Origin of the sequence: Phascolarctobacterium succinatutens (genome assembly GCF_958453765.1) — a bacterium.
Lineage (GTDB): Bacteria > Bacillota > Negativicutes > Acidaminococcales > Acidaminococcaceae > Phascolarctobacterium_A > Phascolarctobacterium_A succinatutens_B.
Window position 1 is genome coordinate 85,507 of record NZ_CAUDZA010000001.1, and the last position, 20,672, is coordinate 106,178.

Here is a 20,672-nt window from a genome sequence, read left to right on the forward strand (position 1 = left end):
TACTAACCTCTTTTCGCCTTACTTGGCTTCCTTGCTGCGATACTGAATCTTATACAGATGCGCGTACAGCCCGTCCATAGCCATCAGCTCATCATGGTTACCCTGCTCGATAAGCTGGCCCTTTTCCAAAACCATAATCTTATCAGCATTTTTAATCGTCGAAAGACGATGCGCAATAACAAAGGATGTTCTGCCTACCATCAGGCGGTCCAGAGCCTCCTGTACCACGCGCTCGCTTTCCGTATCGAGTGCAGAGGTTGCCTCGTCGAGAATCAGAATCTGCGGGTTCTTCAATATTGCCCGGGCAATAGAAATGCGCTGACGCTGACCACCGGAAATATTCATACCGCGGTCACCCAGCATTGTTTCATAGCCATCAGGCAATTGCATAATAAAGTCATGGGCATTCGCAGCCTTCGCTGCAGCCTCTACCTCTTCACGTGTCGCATCAAGACGTCCGTAAAGAATGTTATCATAAACAGAACCGTTGAACAGCACTGTTTCCTGCGGTACAATACCAACCTGCTCACGCAGAGAGTCCAGCGTAACCTTTCGGATATCCTGGCCATCAATCGTAATACTGCCGTTAGTCGCATCATAGAAACGCGGCAACAGGCTGGCTACGGTAGACTTACCAGCACCGGAAGGACCGACAAAGGCAATCATTTCGCCGGGCTTAACCTCGAAGGAAACATGGCTGAGCACCTCTTCGTTCTCATTGTAAGCAAAGCTTACATCATTGAAGCGTACATCGCCCTTCACCTTCGGCAGAGCCTTGGCATCAGGTGCATTTTTAATAACCTCCGGCAAATCCAATACGTCGAAAACACGCTGCGCTGCAGCCAATGCCTTCTGGATATTGCCGATAACACGGCTTAAACGTTTAATCGGGTTAGAAATATTAACGGCATAGGTAAGAAAGGCTACCAGAGAGCCTGCGGTAATGCTGCCGTTAATAACACTGTTGCCGCCGTACCAGAGAATAATAGATACGCCGACAGCTGCAACAAACTCAATCGTCGGGGTGAGCGTTGAAGAAAGCTGCGCATACTTCATGTTGGCGCGGAAGTTGTTCATGTTTTCCTTGTCGAAGCGCTCTACCTCATAGCCCTCGCGCACGAAGGATTTGATAACGCGCGGAGAGGAAGCAACCTCCTGCAGCACAGAGGTAATATCCGCAGCAGCCTCCTGAATACGGCTGCCGGATTTACGGATGCGTTTACCGAAGCTGTCGATAAAGAACAGTACAACCGGGAAGGTTGCAAAGGTTACGAGGAACAGCTTCCAATCCAGATACAGCATCATAGCGATAGATACGATAAGGATAACGCTCTCGGTAAACATTTCCACAACGTTTTCCACCATAGCGGACTGCAACGCATTAACGTCGTTGGTAACATAACTCATAATGGTACCGGTTTTATGCTTATCATAAAAGCTCATGCTCAGACGCTGCAGCTTTTCAAAAACATCCCTGCGGATATCAATAATCACACGCTGACCGACATAGTTCATCAGGTAGCTTTGTCCGTAATAGGAAACACCGCGGATAATAAAAACAACCACGATGCTGATAACGATATAGTTCAGCATGGATGTATCCTTATCACGCAGAACCTGGTCTACCATGTCCTTGATAACCCAGGGCAGATAGGCAGTACAGCCGGAGGCAATGCCGGTGCAGATAAGTGCTGCCAGCGCACGCATCCAATAGGCTTTTACATATTTCAGTGCTCGAAGGTATAAATTCATTTTCTCTCCTCAGTCATTTTTAAGATTAATTGAGCAACGCGGTTTACCGCACCTGGCTCACCCAGTCTGTGCTTCATATATGCCAAATCGCTTTGCAGCTGTGCCTGACGCTCTGGCTGCAAAAGCTCTACTGCAGTTTTTGCTAATTTTTCCGGGGTGAAGTCCTCCTGCAGAAGCTCCGGCATAATCGTTTTGCCCGCAACAATATTCGGCAGACCGATATTGGGGATGTTGATTACCAAACGCGCGATAAAAGCATTCAGTGCGGAAGTACGGTAAACAATAACACTCGGCAGTCCGCACAAAGCAGCCTCCAGCGTTACCGTACCGCTGGTAGCCAGCGCCAGGTCCGCTACACTGAACAAATCATAGTTATGGCCTTCGGTAATTTTTACCTCAATGCCATACGCCGCAATTTTTTCCTGCAGCATAGCAAGCGGAATGGTATTGGCGCGCGGCATAACAAACTGCACATCCGGCAGCTGCTGCTTTAAAAGCTTTGCACCTGCCAACAGCGTCGGCAGCATTTTTTCAATTTCCATCAGACGGCTGCCGGGCATCAGCAGTACCAGCTTTTTACCGGGCTGCTTGCCGGCCCAGGCTTCAGCCTCAGCCTTAGTCATCGCAGGGTGCACAATATCCAGCAGCGGATGACCTACAAACTCTACGGGAGCACCTGCTTCCTTGTACACATCGTATTCAAAAGGAAAGATGCAGGCAACCTTATCCACTATCTTCGCAACCTTTTTGGCACGGCCCTTATTCCAGGCCCATGCCGACGGAGCAATATATGATACAACGGGAATTCCTTTATCGTGAGCCAGCTTTGCCAGCTTCATATTAAAACCGGGGTAATCGACAACTACCAGACAGTCCGGCTTGCATTCGTCCATAATGCGCGCAAAATCACTGCGCAGACGGAATAAATCAGGCAGTTTGCGGATAACCTCCACAAAGCCCATTACGCCGTGATCCTTAATATCCCACAGCACCTCGCCGCCGGCCTGGCGCAGAGCATCGCCGCCCATACCAAAGACCTCGGCCTTGCTGTCAAGTTTTTTTATAGCAGCAGTCACAGCAGCTGCATGGATATCGCCAGAGGCTTCTCCGGCAGATATTAATATTTTCGCCATGATGTCTCCTTGCATTTACCTATATATATTCAGTATATATTATAACACAAAAAGCGGCTGACATAAGCTATCAGCCGCTAAGAAATACGAAATTTTTCCGATATTTATTTTACAAGAATGGTAATATTATGCTCATCTGCCAGCGCAATCACCTTTTCGCGCTCCGGAATGATAGTATTACCTGCTTCAATAATCGCTCCGGTAGCACCGGCGTGAATCATTGATTCAATCGTTGTCGTACCGAAACCGGGAATATCAAAGCGTTGGTCCTGCTTCGGCTTGGCAGCCTTGGCTACGATAACGCCGCCCTTGCCTAAAAAACCGCCGCGCAGAATGCAGGCATCGGTGCCTTCAATCGCTTCTACCGCCATAACGGCACGATTTTTTACAACAACGGTCTGACCGATATCCAGTCCGCCAATGGCTTTGGCCATCTCAAAGCCGAATTCCATATCCGCAAGCTCTGCCTCCGTAGGCTTACGCTTGGTCAGGACACCGGGCGGCGGCAGCAACGGTTTAATCAGCAAGGTCTGATCCATAACCTCAATGCCTTCGTCCTCCAGCTCCTTGACAATCGCATTCATGATAGTATCATCCTTGCGGTCCGGAATGGTAGCCAAAATTTTTATCGCCCGCAGATCAGGAACAATCCTGCCTGCTTTGTACAAAACTTCCTTTGTTACCTTGCCGATCATGGTGACCTTGGTAACCTTATTTTTTTTCAGCGTAGAAATAATCTTGCCGATTTTGCCGATGTTGATATCGTAATAAACATCAACACTGCCTGGCAGCTCCTCGTCAATACCGGGAACAACACCTACAGCGACAACATGGTAACCCAGCTCTTTCGCTGAGCGTGCTACCTCTACCGGCAGATGTCCGACACCTGAAAGTACGCCCAGCACCTCCATAGCCTTAGCCTCTGCGTGTACGGATGATGCCGCGTTCTACATTACGCAGGAAACGCATCAGATGTTCCATGGGTTCGGAGCTTGTCAGCTCCTGCTCCATAGTGCTGATTGCTTCCTGCAGCGGCAGACCGCTGCGATAAAGAATGCGGAAAGCCTTTTTCAGCTCACTGCGTTCTTCAACCGGCATACCTGCGCGGGAAAGACCTACGCTGTTCAGACCGGAAACAAAAGCAGGATCACCGGCGCAGATCATGAACGGAGGAACATCCTGGGTTACACGTGCCATACCGCCGATCATTACGTTACGACCAATCTTGCAGAACTGGTGTACCGCAGATAAACCGCCGATAACAGCACGGTCCTCAACGATAACGTGACCTGCAAGTGTTGCAACGTTAGACATAATAACATTATTGCCCACGATGCAGTTATGTGCAACGTGAGTATAGGCCATCATCAGGATGTTATTACCGATACGGGTTTCGTTGCCTTCACCGCATGCACGGTGAACAGTGCAGCATTCACGGAAGCTGCCGCCGTCACCGATAATAGTATAGCTTTTTTCACCTACAAATTTTAAATCCTGCGGTACCGCACCAATAGAGCAGCCCGGGAAAAAGTGGCAATTCTTGCCGATTTTAGTATATGGATGGATAGTCACATGCGCACCAATCACGCAGCCGTCGCCAATCTCCGTATCTTCGTCGATGACAGCATAAGGACCTACGCTTACGTCCTTGCCGATTTTAGCAGACGGATGAATGATTGCAGTTTCATGGATACCACTAGTTGGCATAATAACCGAACTCATTATTTTCACTCCCCAAATAAGATATTAATCAAGCAATTAAATATAAATATAATACTATAATCACAGGTATCCACGATTTTTAACACTACAAAAATCACAGTTAAATGAATTTAGCATTAATTTTAGCTGTATTGCTCGCTTATTCTACCAATTACAGCTTTTTTGTATTTTGCTGATTAATTTTCTTTCGGGTCCATAATAGCAAAGGTGCAATCGCATTCGCAGGCAACCTTGCCGTCAACCTTACCCTCGCAATGAATTATACCCATGCTGCCGCGCATAATTTTAGTTACCTCAGCGGTGGTTACAACCTGGTCGCCGGGCACAACCTGCTTGCGGAAGCGTACATTGTCTATTTTAGCGAAAACAGCAATCTTGCCGCGGTTTTCTTCCGGATACAGCATAGCAACGCCGCCAACCTGAGCCATAGCCTCAATCAGCAGAACGCCGGGCATAATCGGTTCATTAGGGAAATGACCTAAGAACTGCATTTCATTAGCGGTAATATTTTTAATACCTACTGCGCGCTTCATAGGCTCAACTTCCAGAATGCGGTCAACCAAAAGCATCGGATAACGATGCGGCAGAATCTTTTTAATTTCGTTAATATCTAATACTGTCATTTATTACTCCCCCTTTGTTCTGTAAGCCTGAATTTGCTTAGCGATTTGCGAGTTAAAAGCATGACCGGTTTTTACGGCAATAACATGCGCTTTAATCGGTCCCAGCAGATACAAATCGCCAATGGCATCAAGTATCTTATGTCTGATCAGTTCATCGTCAAAACGCGGCACAGAAAGAATTTTTTCATCATCAAAAACAACTACATTCTCTAACGAACCGCCAAGGCCCAGTCCCATCTTACGAAGCATTTCCAGCTCGGAAGTAAAAGCAACTGTTCTGGCAGCCATAATATCCTTTTTAAAGCTCTCCTTATCGAGCAGGATATCGAAATACTGGGTTCCCAGCATCGGATGACTGTTGATGGATGTAAAAGAAATTCTGTAGCCGTCATAAGGTAAAATAACGATATAACGGTCATTGTCATAAACGGAAAATGCTTTATCAACGGCATATATATGACGTTCTGCCTCCTGCTGCACCGGTTCTGCTTTTTCAATCAGCTCGCAGAAAACCTTAGCACTGCCGTCGGTTACCGGCGGTTCCGGGGAAGACATTTCAATACGGATATTGTCAATCGCCATCATAGACAGCGCACCCATAAGATGCTCAACTGTAAAAACCTCAGCACCGTTTGCACTAAGTGTTGTTGCCTTTACCGTGGAGCTTACATTCTCCGGCAAAGCTTTTATTTCCGGTCTGCCCGGTAAATCGGTACGGACGAAGACAATGCCTGTGTCAGCCTCTGCAGGCTTCAGTGTCATCAGTACATCCTTGCCGGAATGCAGACCAATGCCTGAATAGGATACCTCTTTAGCAATTGTATGCTGGTATTCCTTTTTTTGCTCGGTCATTTTGCTCCTCCTTTATCAAATTTATTTTTTTCTGCCAAAACGTTGGCGTCCGTCTTTCCAACGGTCATGCACCCAGAACCACATTTCCGGATGCGCAATAATCTCATGCTCCAGTATTGTCACCAGCTCACGGGTTACCGCATAAAAATCCTGCTCCTTGTTTTTTGTTTTCGGGGTGTACAAGGGAGGATAGATTTTAGCCGTACAGGTGCCATCTGTATTATTGTGCAAAAAGATTGGTAAAATCGGCGAACCGTAAATACGCGAAAGCGCCGCCGGTCCCATAGGGATAACAGAATCCTTGCCGAACAGGTCAATGCGTACGCCATCATCGTTCGTATCCTGGTCATAAAGGATGCCCAGAAGATTTTTTTCGCGCAGCATACGGCTGATAGCCAGCAGGCCATGCTCGCCACGGTTATAGGTAACCTTCTGTCCCACCATCTGGCGGAATTCATTGATAAGCTTATCCATATGACCGTTGTTCTGCTTACGGGTAATAGAAAGCATCGGGTAACCGTGCAGCGCTACGGTAGCGCCCAAAAGCTCCCAGTTGCCGTAGTGACCTGTAGCCATAATGACGCCTTTGCCCTGAGCATAAGCAGCCTCCAGATATTCCAGACCTTCTACCCTTACCTTCTTGTCAATATTATCCTTATTCAGCAGCGGAAAACGCATAACCTCGACGACCATGCGGCCGAAGCGGTGCAGACTTTCTGCAGCGATTTCCGCAGCTCTTGCTTCGTCAACCCCCAGGCATTCGCGGATATTGGCCTCTGCCATCTGCATACGCCAGCGCGGTACAACCGCCACTGCTACGCTGCCCAGAAATTTTGCCACCAGCTTGCGCAGCCACATGGGGGAGATGCACATAAATTTACTAAAAAGCTTGACTATATAATAACCTAACAAGCTTTCACCACCCTATTATTTTTTCAGCTCTGCCAATTCCTTTTCCAGAGCTTTGACGCGCTTGAGCATGTCGCCCACCTTACGCAGATTTGCTTCCTGACGCAGCCATTCCTTCATAGGCATTGCAGGGAAGCCGCCCATAACGGAATTGTCAGGAACGTTATTGGTAATACCCGTTTTGCCGCCAAAGACGCAGTTGCTGCCGATGGTAATATGACCGACAGTACCTACCTGACCGGCAAAGGTAACATTGTTGCCTACGGTTACGCTGCCGGAAATACCTACATGAGCAACAACCAGGCAGTTTTCACCTAAGATATCGTTGTGGCCGAGATGTACCAGGTTATCAATCTTGGTGCCCTTGCCAACAATAGTGCTGTCAACGGTAGCACGGTCGATACAGGTGTTGTTGCCGATTTCTACATCATCCTGCAGCACTACATTACCGGTCTGCAGCACCTTGCTGTGCTTGCCGTTTTGGGTAATATAGCCAAAGCCGTCGCCGCCGATTACAGAACCGGACTGCAGAATAACTCTGTCGCCCAGTACACAGTCCTCACGGATAGTGGTATTAGGATAAATAGTACAATCCTTGCCCATTTTTACGCGCTTGCCGACATAAGCATGCGGATAGATTACGCAGCCGTCGCCGATTTCTGCATCATCCTCAACAACAGCAAAGGGCTGAATAGCAACATTGCTGCCAATTTTTGCCTTCTTGGATACATAAGCATAAGGACTGATAACACGCTCAACCTCTTCCTGCGGACGGAACAGCTCCAGCAGTGCTGCAAAGGCTGCACGCGGGTTGGCAACTCTGATAACAGGGCGTCCGTCAAGCTCCGGATCCTCGGGACTGAGAACCATTACGCCGGCCTTGCTGAGATGACAGTGCTCTACATGCGGCGGCACCGCAAAGGAAATATCCTTCGGTCCTGCCTCAACCAGTCCGTTAACGCCGGTAATGCGCAATTCGGGGTTATCATGCTCTACCGTGCCTTTTAAAAATTCTGCTAATTCTTGTACACTCTTCTCCATTTCATACCTCCACCATAAAGCCGCTTACGCAAAAAGCGGACGGACTATCCGCCCGCTTCAGGGTGCTGCTTATTTCATTTTTGCAATTACGTCACCGGTAACATCGGTACCGCCCTGAGGAACGGCACGCTTGTCTAAAATAGCGCCCAGCTTTTTCTCGTCGGCAACTTGCTTCAGAGCAGTATCCAGACTTGCCTTCAGCTTATTTTGAGCCTCGCTTTGAATCAGCTTGGCTTTAGCGCCGTAATCTTCGGCAACCTTTTTGGCATCATCGCCGGTTTTACCTGCCATATCCTTATCCATCTGGGTTTTCAGATCGGTCATTTTTTTAGTTACATCTTCCTGAGTGGTTTTTACGATAGGAGCTTCAGCTTCAATCTTGCTCATATCAACAGTACCAAAATCGGAATTACGTCCGCTGCAGCCGAAAGTAAACATAGATGCTGCAATCATCAGACCGGCAATAATTTTTTTCATAATTTTTAACCTCACTTAATTATAGCTCATATCAGGCCCGGGCACTTAACAATGTCATGCCTTTTTCAAGGCCTTGATTATAGCAGCGGTAATATCCTCTGCCTTCATATTAACTCTAAACTTATTGAAAACAATAGTATAGCCGCGCTCATGCGCCAGCTTCACAGCCTGGCTTTCGATATCCTGATTGATTTGCTTCTTCAGGCTATCGTTCTTTTCCTGCTGCTTATCAATTTCTCTGTCTATAATACTCAGTGCATTATTTAAAGCCTTCGGTGCCGCGTCAAGCATTTCCTTGTCGCGTTCCTCCGGTGATTTAAGCTGCTGCATAGCCTGAGCATGCTGCTGCTGCGCCATATCGCGCATCCGCTGCTCGGCCTCTGCCTTGTACGGCAGTACCTTGGCATCAACCAGACGGCGTTTTTCCGCCTGCAGCTCGGCAATCTGCGCACCGCGCTCCTTCTGCAGCTCCTGCAGCTGTTTTTCAACGGCCTGACGTTCATCAGGCTTCATTTTAACAGTCTCCAGTATAGCACGCAGATTAAATATTTTCAGCTTATAGGCTTCTTCAACATTCTTTTTGCGTTCTGCCAGCTGATTGTCAGCTTCCGCCTCGGCCTGGGCCGCAAACTTCTGCAGCTTGGCATTTTCAATCTCCCTCTGTTCTACCATATGGGTATTGAAATCAGCCTCCATAAAGCTTTGCTGGCTGAGCTGCCGCAAGCTGCGCAGCTTATTCAGGCTGCTTAGCTGCGCCTTGGCCAGCTCTTCCTGACCTTTACGCTTATTAAGCAGATCCTGCAGAATCTTTTCACCCTGCTCCAGCTTAGCATACTGAGGATGGGCGCTTACCGCCTGCTCCCAGTTGATAACAGCAATTTTTTCCTGCGGTCCCCGGACATTGGTACTGCATGCCGAAATCAGCAGAGCAGCTGCAATAATAGCACTTATTTTTACCAGCTTGTTCTTCTTCATGCCTGCCTCCAATAACATTGCTGTACATCCGTAAATACCGCGATTAAATTGACATTACACAAGGCAAGCTGCCAACTTCAGAGCAGCAACGCTGCAGAAGCTGTTATTTGCCTGCCTGCATAGACTTGGCAACCTCGTCAGTAATATCTACACCGCCGAAAACAACAGTGTTCTTATCTACTACAACTGCCAGACCTTTTTTGTCGGCAATCTTTTTGATGCTGGCTTCGATTTTCTTCAGCACAGGGTCCATCAGCTCTTTTTGTTTGTTGGCCAGACGTTCCTGAGTCTGAGTATAATACTTTCTCTTTTCTGCCTCGTTCATGGTCTTGCTTTTCTCATTGAAATCCTTTTGGGCAGATTCGATTTCTTTGTTCATAGCTTCGTTAACTTTGCTCAGATCCGGGCTTTGTGCTACCAGCATCTGATAGTTAACTACACCGATAGCGGATTCGCTGGAAGCGGCAAAAGCACTCTTGCCTACACCACTCTGCGTTACGGAAAGCGCAAAGCAGCCCAGTACGAAAATAGCTGCAATAAACAAGGAGATCAGCTTTACATTTTTAGGGTTACGCAATTTCTGCATCATAATCTAAATCCCTACCTTCTTTTCCTCATATAAAAATTCAGAAGCTACAACAGCAGAAAACAGCAGCAAGCTGCCGTCATCCGTTTTTGTACTGTCTGTTGCAATAATATATCTTATTATATCAGCCTGCGCTAATTCTTTCAAGAATTGCTAGAGATTTCCTATAAGACGCAGGTAAAATTCACTGCCGCCGTAAACATATTCCGCGCTGAGGAACTCATGAATGCGGTAGCGCACCGCAAATTCATTACGGTTATCACCTGAAAAATGCTCGGCCCGCAAACGCCATTTAGGACTCAGGCTGTACTCCAGGCGATAATTGTTGTCGCCTATCGGTATCCGCCGTACGTAGCTCCAGCCGCTCTTGCCCCAATAATGCGTATATCCGGTGCCGAAGCGCCATTGGACGTCATCCAGGATAACCTCCGCCTCGCCGAAAATCTCATCGCGCGGCGAAATCATTTTACCAAGATGGGCCTTTCCGGAAAGGTTTTCCTTATTGCGGCCGATGTCGCCATAGCCCTCAAACCAGATTTTATAATCATCCGATTCAATCATAATATTTACGCCCAAATCAGCACCGGGCGTAATTTTAACCTCCGGGCGCAGCTGATAATTTTTAACCTCCGGCTCAGTCATGAGCTTCTCTAAAAGCTGCTGCTCCAGCTCCTGGCGATGCCTTTGCACATAAGCAACAGGCAGTCCGCGTAGCTTGTCGCATTCGCCGGCATATTTATACTTCATCTGCATCAAAAGCACATTAGGAATAGCCTCGCTGCGCAACTCGTAGCGGATATTACGCACCAGCTGGCCTACGGGATAGATAACTACCTGCACTACCGTGCGTCCGTCCTCCTGCAGCACATCCACCGCCGGCTTAAATTCCGGCAGCTGTGCCTGCACCTCGCTGCGTACCAGCTTGCGCAGTACGCCGCCGGCCCAGTCACCGGCATCCACCGAAGCGCCGCTGATAGCCTGCTCCAGCTGAGCATGCAGCGCAGGAATACGCTGCTCGAGCAGCGCCGCCGTCTGTGGCTCTACTCCGGAAAACTGCAAATCGATAAGCGGCTTTTCGATAACCTTATTCCAAGGACGTGCGTACAGCTTCACCTGTGTAGTTTCGCCTACATCCAGCTTAACATCGGTAAGCTCGTAGCCGGTGAATACCCTGTCGCCGATTTCCGTCAGCAGGCGGGCATAGTCCTCCCCGGCCGCGGCAATCATCGCCGTATCCTTATCAATAAACAGCTGGTCCGCCACCACCTGCATACTGCCGCTCATCTTCTGCAGCAGCAGCTGGCTGGTGCCGCCGTTAGTATCTATAACTTGTACTTCTACACTGTTAACCGGTGCAGAAAAAGCATGCTGCAATGGCAAGATGCTTGTCATTGCAGCACAGAACAGAATCTTATTCAGCTTCATAGCCTAAATATTCTCCGTAAAATCAGAACTGTCCACCAAAGCTGAAGTGGAACTTGCCACCATCCTCGCCGTAGCCATAGTCCAGCTTAACCGGTCCCAGCGGAGAGTTGATACGCAGACCTACGCCGTAGCTGTTCTTGAGCAGTCCCATATCAAATTCATCCTCATGGCGTTTATCCCATGCATAACCGTTATCGGTAAAGAGTACGCCCTGAACTTTCTTGACAATCGGGAAGCGGTATTCCAGAGTTGCCTTCAGCATGCTGTTGCCGCGGAACTGGTCATCCTCATAGCCACGCAGGGTGTCGCTGCCGCCCATAGTGAAGCGTTGAGACAACGGCATATCGCCGCTGGCATAGCCTGCACCCAGGTTCAGTGCCCAAACGCTTTCGCCGCCTGCACGGAAGTAGTAGCGCCAGTCAGCGGTCCATTTGGTGAAGTCAAAGTCACCGCCCATGCCGCCGGCCCATTCTACGCTGTAGCCGATGCGCTTGCCTTCATGCGGATCATAGATGTTATCGCGGGAATCATATACGCGGCCGAAGGTAATACTGCGGGTAACACCAAAGTTTTCCTTACGGCGCTCTGCAGCAGTCTTAGGCATCCAGGATTCATATTTACTACTTTGATTGAATTTATCCTCGTAGTATTGATTCTCATCGCCTTCGTAGCCGTCAGCTTCGCCCTTATAAATATCATCACGGTTTTTAATCGTAATGTAGTTGCTGATAAATTCATTATGGGTTCTGCGGCTGAAGGTAATTTCCTGACCGCGACGTTTTTTGTCGTAGCGGGCAATTTCGTCACCGTCAATATTGTAGTCGGCATATTCGTTGGTGATATCGTAAAGGTTAATGGTAGCACTGGTTTCTTTATCATCCAGCCAGGGGCGGGTATAGCTGAAGTCATAGTTCTTGTTATCCTCGCCGCCGAACTCCCAGCGCAGGTTAATCTTGTCACCAATACCACGGAAGTTCTTATCGCCGATGGAAACCATGCCTACAAAGCCGTCGGCATTGCTGTAGCCTGCGCCGATACCGAAGGTACCGGTGTTCATTTCAACTACGGAAATTTCTACTTCAACACCGTTAGGCTCACGGCCCGGGTTCAGCTTAATATTAACGTCTTCAAAATAGCCCAGGTTATATACGCGCTGCATGCTGCGGCGGGCAGCCTTGGCATTGAAGGGCTCGCCTTTTTTCAGCTTCATTTCACGGGTAACAACATAATCCTTGGTTTTTACGTTGCCCTTAACCTTGAAGCCTTCAACAATACCTTCGTTGACAGCAACCTTCAGAGTACCGTCCTTTTCCATATGCACGTCGGTAACACGCGCCAAGATGTAGCCGTTGGAACGGTATTCCTCTTCCAGCTTCTGTACGCATTTATTAATATCCTTCAGGTTGGCAATCTTGCCCTGCTCCAGATCAAAGAAGCTTGCAACCCTTTGCTTGTTCAATACAGTGTTGCCTTCAACATCTGTTTTTTGGTATACAGGGTTTTCCATAACATGGTAAATTACCTGTACACCTTCCGGTACCATCTTGAATTCCGGACGCAGGTCATAGAACCAGCCCAGATCATAAATAGCGCTCAAGTCCTCGCTCAGGCCTGCTTCGGTAAACTGCATGCCGGGTTTGGTTTTCAAAGCAGCGGCAATTTCAGCCTCAGGCACAGTAACATTACCCTCAATAATCTGCTTGGTAATGGTCTTGCCAATGTAAGGAGCCAGCTTGTTTTCCTCCTGATGTTGTGACGGTGCAGTCTGCGTTACAGAGGTATCAGCACCCATAACAGGTGTCTGAATTTCTTGGGCATAGACAGGTGCGGCCAGCATCATTGCTGTCAGGCCTACTGTCAGAGGCCGCCATAATTTTTGTTTCTTCAATTGATATTCCTCCTCATATTTCATTTAGAGTTACTCAACTCAACTCGCGCTGACTGCACTAATTTGTGCATATCGGCTTTAGATATAGTAACACGGTCGGGAGTGCCTTGTTTCTCCTGTACCGGTGTATCCTTAGCTTGCTGCTTCTGTATAACTGCAGTCTTAGGCACCACAGCCTGCACCGGCATTTTCTGCTCCGGCTTGACCACAGGTGCTGCCACAGGCGGCGGCAACGCGGCCTGCGCCTTCGCGCGGTAATGGTTTCTGGCAAAGCACCAGCCGCCAAAACCTGCAACTACCAGCAAAACAGCTGCACAGCCTGCCAGAACCTGCCGGTTCCAGCTCCAGGGGCGGTCCTTCTTCCGACGCAGATTTTTCAGCTCAGCCTCCGCCAGCATCAAATCAAGCTCGCCCCGTATATCCTTATTATCCATAAAGCTTTGCTCTGCCTTATCCAGACTGCTCTTTATGCAGCGGATGCGTTGAAACAATGTACGGCTTGACTGCGTCATGCTTTTACCCCTTTCTGTGCATAATTGTTTTTAATAACTATGTCTTATATAATCGTCTGCCGCCTTGAGTTTTCACAAGTCATTTCAGATGATTACAACAGATTTAGTAAAGCTAACTTGCGTTTTCGCTTTTTTTCGTTATTTATCAGCCTAAATACTATTCCTTATTAAATTCATGTATAAAGCGGGAAAGCATACCGCGGATACGGCGCACCCCCTGCTTCTGCAGACGGTAAACATGGCCTAGGCTTACATCAATCGCATCGGCAACTGCCTGCGCCGGCCTGTCCTCCAGATACATTCCCTGCAGCACCTGCTGTTCTTTGAGCGGCAGACGGTCCATAGCCTGCGCCACCTTTTCGCAGAGCAGATGCTGTTCCGTCACCTCGCTGGGAGATGCCAGCTCCGAAGGCAGAGCATCACTTAAGGTAAAGCCCTTGGACAGCTCACTGTCCAGATAAAGCATGCCCTTATCCGTGCTGTGCCGCAGATAATCTACCATGCTTCCTCTGATACGGTATGAGGCAAACAGGCTGAAGGCTACCTGCCGCTTATAATCATAGCTTTCCGCCGCTTCCAGCAGTCCCACCATGCCTTCCTGAATCAGCTCCATTGTATCGGCCTCAGGCAGCCTGAAGCTCGACGCAATTTTGAAAACCAACGGCTGGTAAGCTGTCATCAGGCGCTGATGCGCTGCTTCGTCACCGGCAGCGTCACGCCGCCAAAGCTCCAGCTCTTCTTCCGGCTCCAGCAGCGAAGTCTTGCGCAGCTCTTCCAGATATCCTTGCAGCATCTGTTCACCTCCTCTCGTAAAGTATTCTTTGCTTAGAACGAAATCTTATATTCCAAGCCATACCAGTCCTTCGGTTCCTTCGACATATCGTAGCTGCGTGAATAAGTGATATTCATGTGCTTACTGATATCGTACTGTCCGAAAATGCTTCTGTCAACAGCATCAAAGCTTGTTGTATAACCAAGCATAAAATTATTATTAAGATATTTGCTTACTAAAACATTATACTGGTTTTTCTCATCTGCCGTCAACTCTTTATTACGGTCATAAGCGCTTTCAAAGCCGATACCGGAGCGTGTTTTGCCGGTGTAGATACGGAACTGGTCAAGTCCCAATGTCTGTTTGACAAACATCTCCACGTCACCCAGCACTGTCATCTGCAGGCCGACAGTCATCAGATTTGCCATATCATCACTGGTAACCTCGTTACTGCCTGCACTTTCGCGCTGCAGCGTCAGCATACGTACAATCGTATTTTGTGTCAGCGGCGGATCACTTGTCAGCTGCAAATCCATTTCGCTTACAGGGCCGTTAATCTTCATAAAGATATTATAACGGCTGAAGCGCGCTGTGCTGTCCAGATTTACGTTCGGCAGGAAGCTGCCCGGGTCAACCCATACCAAGCCTGCCTGATTCAGCTTAAAGTCAGTCCGCAGATATTTTACAGTGCCCTTATCGGCTTTAATCGTGCCGTCAATCATCGGGAATACTGTGCTTCCCTTGATATCGATGCCGCCCTTAAGCCAGATATCATAAAGATAACTGTTGTACAGATGTACCTTCGGTCCCAGTACCAGCTTCATATCGAGGCCTATATTGCTGTCACCCTCGCCCAGCTCAGGCACCGTCGGCATATTAATCAGCACATCATCCAGACGAAGACTGCCAGCAAGACGCGGACGGAAAGCTGTCGGCGGCTCACCATTGGCCTTACGGTTTTTCATATCGGGATATTGCTCTGGCTGCAAGGTTACATCACTCGTAATCGTACCGGTGAAAATCTTGGAGGCCATCTGTGCCTTATCTGCCTTGATATGCAGACTGTAGGCTGTATCAGCATCGGTATGCAGTGCATAGCTGCCTTCGGCACTGAGCGTGCCCTTGCCTAATTTAGCGGAAAGATTCTTCAGCTGTACAGTATTGCCGTTAAACAGCACATCAAGATTAATATCATCAAAAACTGTATTTATATATTTTACCTTAACGCTGCCGCCGTCTATTTTAACAGAACCGAAAAGCAGCGGCTCCTCCAGTGTACCGGCCAGACGAATTTTGCCCTGAGTATCGCCTACGCCCCATTCAACCATTTTAGTAAGCGCCGGCAAAATTCCCAGGCGCGCCTTATCAAGGTCCATCACGATATTCATCTGTGCATCAGGATTACGGCGTTGCTTTTTATCGCGGAACAAATCCAGCGGAATATCACCGGAGGCGCTGACGCCGTAAGCATCCTTAGTGGCAATCAGCTGCTGCAGCTTAATATTATCGTCGGCCAGCGCCAGCATTGCGGTAAGCTCGTCCACACTTACACCGGCAACAGAGCCGTTTGCTATTTCCAGAGAGCCTGTTCCCTGCGGATTATCAAAGCTGCCATGCACCTGTACCAGCATATCCGTTTCGCCTTTAATTTCCGGCGGATCCTTCATGACTGCCGTCACAACGGCCGGATTGGCCTTTACTGCGGCAACCTCTACATCCAGCTGCTTTTTCTTAAAGTCAACAGAACCGCCGACGGCAATAATTCCCTTATCGCTTACGCCGTCCTGCTCCTGCAGTCTGACATTGTCAAAATGCAGTACGCCGCCCTTATCAATGCGTCCTTCAAAACGCATGTGGGCATAATTAAGATCATGAATTTTTACATTATCGGCTGCAGCTGTAATCTTGACGCCTTCACCGTGGCCTTTGTAGCTGAACAGCAGCTGTCCCTGCATCAGGCCGTTAATATCGTAATCCTGACGTGCCATACGCAGCAGGCCGCCGATATCGCCCCAAATATTTTCCACCTTGCCCTCAATATAATGCTGTACAAGGTTAAAATTAAGGTCTGCACTGTATAAGCCGTAATTGACAGGGTCATCACGATAAGGCTGCTTAAAGGAAGCATTCAGCTTGTTCTTATCACGTCCGTTGCTGGCAAGCGTTCCTTCCAGCTCCGTCAAAGCTTCACCATTGACAGTTATCTTTTCACTGCTGACTTCGCCGTCAAAGAAGGGGGCTGTGAGCGTACCGCTCAAATGTCCCTTGGCATTGACCTTGCCGCCTAAATCAATCGTATCATCACTTATCGGCAAATGCTCCAGATCAACATTCTTGGCATCCATAACAAAGTTCAGTCTGCGGTCGGCTGTCATGGTGCCATCCAAGGTCAGGTTGCCGTAGAAGGCATTGACTACAAAATCCTGCAATCTCAGCAGGCCGTCCTCATAAGCATAATGACCGCTGATATTATTAAACAGCTGCTTGGCGGCACTGCCGTCGGCAGCATGCACCTCGCCATGAATATAAGGATGGCTGAGGCTGCCCTTTATCTGCATAGTATTATCAAGATTACCGGTAACTATATCAGGCTTGCCCACAAGCACCATCAGCGGCTCAATGCGCACATTCTTCGTTGTCAGCGTAAGATCTGCCACAGGCTCTGCACCCTGCAGGTTAACGGTACCGTTAAGAATATGCTGTCCCTGATCCATATGTGCGGTAAAATCCTTAAAGCCCAGGATATTATCCTTCATGCTGATAATGCCATGCGCTTCATTAAGCTTCTGCGACATAAATTCTGCCTGCGTCAGCTGTACCATACCAGAAAACTCGGGAGCATTTAGCGTACCGCCGACATCAAATCCGGTGGAACACAGTCCGCGTCCGTCCTGACCTGCCGCAGCCAGCACGGAATCAATCGGGAAATCTGCCATACGTCCGTGAACGGACAAAGCGCCATCCTTGGCAACACGTCCCTTAGCAGCCAAGGTACCGCCGCCTTCGGCAAAAAAGCTGAGGTCATCAATAACTAAGCCCTTGCTGTCATAGCTGCCGTCAAAAGCCAGACGGTTAAGCTTCAGGCTGCGCCAGCTGATATCCATTGTATCGGCAGCAGCATGCAGCACCAGCTTATCCTGTACCTGCTTGGCCAAAACAGCCAGCTTACCGTTAATATGTACCTGCTCCTGCTGTTTGCCGGGCAGGCTCTGCGTAATCTGCTGCAGCTGGGCATCTGCCGTCAGCACCTGCTCCTTAAGGTCATAGGTACCGTTAGCGGTAATCGTACCGCCGCCGTATTGCGCGCTCACATCATGCAGCTGCACCACGTCCTTAGACACATCAAACGGCACACGCAGCTTTTCCGCCTTATAGCCTTTATAGGCCAAGGTATCACTGCTCAGCACGCCAAAGCCTGAAGGAGAATCGGTGTTGCGCAAATCCGCTTCACCCTCCAGGTGCAGCTTCTGCCCATCAACCAGAGCGTCAATACTGCTGACGCTGACAAGGTTTTCATCCGCGCATACCAGGCCGTCAAGCTGCAGGCTGTGCTGCTCGCCTGCCAGACTCAGCTTGCCGCTGAGTGCTGCCAGCTTCACTTCACCGCTAAAGCGCTGCTTGCCGTTCTTATTCACATAAATCAGAGCAAGCTTGCCTAAGCCGCCCTGCAGCTCATCAACATTACCGTATTGCTTGGCCAAAGCAGCATAGGGTGCCAGCGCCAGCTTGTCGCCGGTCAGCTTCATGCGGCCCTCGCCCTTGGTAGTCATCGTGCCGGCCAGCTTCAGCTTATCGGCGCCGCTTGTTACAGCCAAATCCACGGCAAAATCAGGATTGGCACCGCCGTTGATATTGCCTTCTACACCAAACTGCCACTTGCCCTGCGGCATAGTTACCAACAGCTCGCCCTTGTCTACCGCCAGCGTACCGTAAAAAGGCGTTTCCTCAGAATCCGACGGCTTCAGCAGATTCTGCATATTCCATTTATTTTTGTCATTCATTGTGAGATATATTTTCGGGCGCATCACATCAATCCTGCTCAGCGCACGCTCAGGCTTCTGCATTGCCAGCCAGGGTCGCAGCGTAAGCACAGTACGCGGCAGCTCGGCCACCTTCTCGCCCTTGGCATCCTTTACGACAACGTCCGTCAGCTCGGCCGTCAGGCCGCCTTCCCATTTCAGACCGCCAATAGAAACACTGCCGTTGATGTATTCCGCTGCCAGCTGCTGCATTTGCGGTATCGCCTGCTTAATATACTTAGGCATCACCGTATGAACTAAAAAGATATAGCCTGCCGCAAGCAGTATGATTAACGCTCCAACAAATTGTAGATATTTTTTCATGACACTTCACCATTCAATAGTTTAACAAAATTCTATGACAAAAATATGACAAGACTGTTTTTTATATACTTCGACTTTTATTTATTCGACATTAGCAGAAAACATCCTCTTATTGAGAAGAAATTTCTTTTATCCGCTGAAATCTCGGCTAAAGCCGCATAAAAAAGCCGGTGAGATTTATGCCCCACCGGCCTGATTGTGTCACTGTTTATTAAATTTACGCCTTAATTATTTGGCAGCCTCTTCGGTTTTTTCTTCGGTTGCTTTAACAGCTTTTGCAGTTTTGACAGCCTGCACCTTTACGGCAGTAGCAGGATTGCTCATCGGTACGCCGATAGAGGTTTCCAGTGCTGTCTTGGAGGTATTGTAATCATACAAAGCCTGCGTATAGTTGGTCTTAGCCTGAGTCAGCGCAACCTGAGCATCGAGTACATCAGTGTTGGTGCCAACGCCGGACATATAACGCAGCTGAGCGATACGGTAATCCTCATCAGCCTGCTCTACAGCCAGCTTAGTGGTGCTGATACGTTTTTCTGCTTCGCGCAGTCCCAGATAATTGCTGCGGACGTCCAGATTTACAGAGTCCACGGTATTACGGTAGGTTTCCTCAGCCTTTTTCAAATCAGCCTCGGCACCGTGAATCTTGGACAGAGTTACGCCGGTATCGAACACATTCATACTGACATTTACGCCGACACCCCATTTTCCGTTGTCATCACCGGGCCAGCTGCTGTCACTCCATTGCTGAGTAGCGCTGGCAGCAACCTGCGGCATATGACCGCTGCGGGCAACCATCAAAGCACCCTTGGCAGCATCCACGCCATATTTAGCCTGCATCAGCTCAGGACGGTGCTCGGCAGCATAAGCCAGGCAGTCATCCATGTTTTTATCATAAGCATTATAAACAAGCAGATTATCGAGCTTCAGATTGGTATCCATCGGCAGGCCAACGATTTTGTTCATGTTCGCTTCGGCAACCTGATAGGCATTTTCAGCCTGAATCAGTGTCTGTTTAGCGTTTGCCAGCTCAACCTGAGAGCGCAGCACGTCAACCTTGGCTACCACGCCAACGTTATATTGTGCCTGAACATTTTTCAGATGATCCTCCAGACGGGTAACGGATTCCGCGCTGAGCTTTTGGATATTATCTGCCTGCAGCATATTAAAATAACCGTCGGTAACGGTAGAACGCATTTCGTTATAGGTACGCTGTACGCCAACCTCATTGTATTGATAGTTAGCCTTTGCCTGTTTAATAGTACCGCTTAATTTACCGCCGGTAAAAATCGGCAAAGAAGCACTCAGGCTGTTGGCATGATTGTTGCCGATACCCTTGGTCCAAATGCCGGGAGCAGCTTGCTGAGCATCATCATCGCCGCGTTGAGTAGTATGGCTGGCACTGATGCTGATACCGCGGCTCTGGCGGGCAGCATTGTAGCTGGCACGTGCGCTGTCAAGCTCGTATTGGGCAATGCTTACGGTCGGGTTGGTCTGGAAAGCACGCAGCATAGCGTCGTCCAGATTTAAAGCAACGGTTTCGCCGGCAAAAGCACTTTGGCTCAGTGCCATGGTCAGCGCTGCAGATAAAAGCAAGAAACGTTTTGTTAATTTATTTCTATTCATCCGAAAAACCTCCATTTTCTAGAACTGACTAACCAGTCA

General features: G+C 48.8%; 17 protein-coding genes. All 17 read right to left on the minus strand.

Annotated elements, in window-relative coordinates; translation table 11 throughout:
• Positions 1–18: 18 nt before the first annotated feature.
• Positions 19–1,752, minus strand: coding sequence for a lipid A export permease/ATP-binding protein MsbA (gene msbA / locus Q7Q81_RS00395; protein WP_304272797.1), 1,734 nt, complete (start codon positions 1,750–1,752; stop codon positions 19–21).
• The gene (gene lpxB, locus Q7Q81_RS00400; RefSeq protein ID WP_304272800.1) at positions 1,749–2,885 is read right to left on the minus strand and encodes a lipid-A-disaccharide synthase; all 1,137 of its coding nucleotides are present in this window, start codon (positions 2,883–2,885) and stop codon (positions 1,749–1,751) included. The genes msbA and lpxB overlap by 4 nt, the downstream gene beginning before the upstream one ends.
• 104 nt (positions 2,886–2,989) lie before the next feature.
• Positions 2,990–3,796 (minus strand): LpxI family protein, encoded by an 807-nt coding sequence (locus Q7Q81_RS00405; RefSeq protein ID WP_293391684.1) that lies wholly within the window; start codon positions 3,794–3,796, stop codon positions 2,990–2,992.
• A 4-nt stretch (positions 3,797–3,800) separates the two neighbouring features.
• A complete protein-coding gene (gene lpxA / locus Q7Q81_RS00410) occupies positions 3,801–4,607 on the minus strand; it encodes an acyl-ACP--UDP-N-acetylglucosamine O-acyltransferase (RefSeq protein WP_299822982.1) in 807 nt (268 codons plus the stop codon).
• 176 nt (positions 4,608–4,783) lie between these two features.
• Positions 4,784–5,230 (minus strand): 3-hydroxyacyl-ACP dehydratase FabZ, encoded by a 447-nt coding sequence (gene fabZ, locus Q7Q81_RS00415; RefSeq protein ID WP_021720680.1) that lies wholly within the window; start codon positions 5,228–5,230, stop codon positions 4,784–4,786.
• A gap of 3 nt (positions 5,231–5,233) precedes the next feature.
• The gene (lpxC, locus tag Q7Q81_RS00420) at positions 5,234–6,082 is read right to left on the minus strand and encodes a UDP-3-O-acyl-N-acetylglucosamine deacetylase (RefSeq protein ID WP_210685028.1); all 849 of its coding nucleotides are present in this window, start codon (positions 6,080–6,082) and stop codon (positions 5,234–5,236) included.
• A gap of 21 nt (positions 6,083–6,103) precedes the next feature.
• Positions 6,104–6,994 carry a lysophospholipid acyltransferase family protein gene (locus Q7Q81_RS00425; protein ID WP_304272802.1) on the minus strand — a complete coding sequence of 297 codons (891 nt, stop codon included), beginning with the start codon at positions 6,992–6,994 and terminating at the stop codon, positions 6,104–6,106.
• A 15-nt stretch (positions 6,995–7,009) separates the two neighbouring features.
• Positions 7,010–8,032, minus strand: coding sequence for a UDP-3-O-(3-hydroxymyristoyl)glucosamine N-acyltransferase (gene lpxD / locus Q7Q81_RS00430; protein WP_293806734.1), 1,023 nt, complete (start codon positions 8,030–8,032; stop codon positions 7,010–7,012).
• 69 nt (positions 8,033–8,101) lie between these two features.
• Positions 8,102–8,509: an OmpH family outer membrane protein gene (locus tag Q7Q81_RS00435; RefSeq protein WP_293689504.1), complete on the minus strand. Its 408-nt coding sequence runs from the start codon at positions 8,507–8,509 to the stop codon at positions 8,102–8,104.
• Positions 8,510–8,563: 54 nt separating this feature from the next.
• Positions 8,564–9,484, minus strand: coding sequence for a hypothetical protein (locus tag Q7Q81_RS00440; RefSeq protein WP_304272805.1), 921 nt, complete (start codon positions 9,482–9,484; stop codon positions 8,564–8,566).
• Positions 9,485–9,587: 103 nt separating this feature from the next.
• A complete protein-coding gene (locus Q7Q81_RS00445) occupies positions 9,588–10,073 on the minus strand; it encodes an OmpH family outer membrane protein (protein WP_298884402.1) in 486 nt (161 codons plus the stop codon).
• Between the two features lie 150 nt (positions 10,074–10,223).
• The gene (locus Q7Q81_RS00450; RefSeq protein ID WP_304272807.1) at positions 10,224–11,495 is read right to left on the minus strand and encodes a hypothetical protein; all 1,272 of its coding nucleotides are present in this window, start codon (positions 11,493–11,495) and stop codon (positions 10,224–10,226) included.
• A 22-nt stretch (positions 11,496–11,517) separates the two neighbouring features.
• Positions 11,518–13,383 (minus strand): BamA/OMP85 family outer membrane protein, encoded by a 1,866-nt coding sequence (locus Q7Q81_RS00455; protein ID WP_304272809.1) that lies wholly within the window; start codon positions 13,381–13,383, stop codon positions 11,518–11,520.
• Positions 13,384–13,403: 20 nt separating this feature from the next.
• Positions 13,404–13,895 (minus strand): hypothetical protein, encoded by a 492-nt coding sequence (locus Q7Q81_RS00460; protein ID WP_303713055.1) that lies wholly within the window; start codon positions 13,893–13,895, stop codon positions 13,404–13,406.
• 157 nt (positions 13,896–14,052) lie between these two features.
• On the minus strand, positions 14,053–14,688 hold the full coding sequence (locus Q7Q81_RS00465; protein WP_009144975.1) for a sigma-70 family RNA polymerase sigma factor: 636 nt from the start codon (positions 14,686–14,688) through the stop codon (positions 14,053–14,055).
• Between the two features lie 32 nt (positions 14,689–14,720).
• Positions 14,721–19,010, minus strand: a complete 4,290-nt coding sequence (locus Q7Q81_RS00470; protein WP_304272812.1) for a translocation/assembly module TamB domain-containing protein — start codon at positions 19,008–19,010, stop codon at positions 14,721–14,723.
• Between the two features lie 228 nt (positions 19,011–19,238).
• Positions 19,239–20,633 carry a TolC family protein gene (locus Q7Q81_RS00475; protein ID WP_304272815.1) on the minus strand — a complete coding sequence of 465 codons (1,395 nt, stop codon included), beginning with the start codon at positions 20,631–20,633 and terminating at the stop codon, positions 19,239–19,241.
• Positions 20,634–20,672 lie beyond the last annotated feature (39 nt).

Bases quoted from the DNA above. Each gene is read 5' to 3' on its own strand.
- msbA (WP_304272797.1), bottom strand. From the start codon at position 1,752: ATGAATTTATACCTTCGAGCACTGAAATATGTAAAAGCCTATTGGATG.
- lpxB (WP_304272800.1), bottom strand. From the start codon at position 2,885: ATGGCGAAAATATTAATATCTGCCGGAGAAGCCTCTGGCGATATCCAT.
- Q7Q81_RS00405 (WP_293391684.1), bottom strand. From the start codon at position 3,796: ATGGAGGTGCTGGGCGTACTTTCAGGTGTCGGACATCTGCCGGTAGAG.
- lpxA (WP_299822982.1), bottom strand. From the start codon at position 4,607: ATGAGTTCGGTTATTATGCCAACTAGTGGTATCCATGAAACTGCAATC.
- fabZ (WP_021720680.1), bottom strand. From the start codon at position 5,230: ATGACAGTATTAGATATTAACGAAATTAAAAAGATTCTGCCGCATCGT.
- lpxC (WP_210685028.1), bottom strand. From the start codon at position 6,082: ATGACCGAGCAAAAAAAGGAATACCAGCATACAATTGCTAAAGAGGTA.
- lpxD (WP_293806734.1), bottom strand. From the start codon at position 8,032: ATGGAGAAGAGTGTACAAGAATTAGCAGAATTTTTAAAAGGCACGGTA.
- Q7Q81_RS00435 (WP_293689504.1), bottom strand. From the start codon at position 8,509: ATGAAAAAAATTATTGCCGGTCTGATGATTGCAGCATCTATGTTTACT.
- Q7Q81_RS00440 (WP_304272805.1), bottom strand. From the start codon at position 9,484: ATGAAGAAGAACAAGCTGGTAAAAATAAGTGCTATTATTGCAGCTGCT.
- Q7Q81_RS00445 (WP_298884402.1), bottom strand. From the start codon at position 10,073: ATGATGCAGAAATTGCGTAACCCTAAAAATGTAAAGCTGATCTCCTTG.
- Q7Q81_RS00450 (WP_304272807.1), bottom strand. From the start codon at position 11,495: ATGAAGCTGAATAAGATTCTGTTCTGTGCTGCAATGACAAGCATCTTG.
- Q7Q81_RS00460 (WP_303713055.1), bottom strand. From the start codon at position 13,895: ATGACGCAGTCAAGCCGTACATTGTTTCAACGCATCCGCTGCATAAAG.
- Q7Q81_RS00465 (WP_009144975.1), bottom strand. From the start codon at position 14,688: ATGCTGCAAGGATATCTGGAAGAGCTGCGCAAGACTTCGCTGCTGGAG.
- Q7Q81_RS00470 (WP_304272812.1), bottom strand. From the start codon at position 19,010: ATGAAAAAATATCTACAATTTGTTGGAGCGTTAATCATACTGCTTGCG.
- Q7Q81_RS00475 (WP_304272815.1), bottom strand. From the start codon at position 20,633: ATGAATAGAAATAAATTAACAAAACGTTTCTTGCTTTTATCTGCAGCG.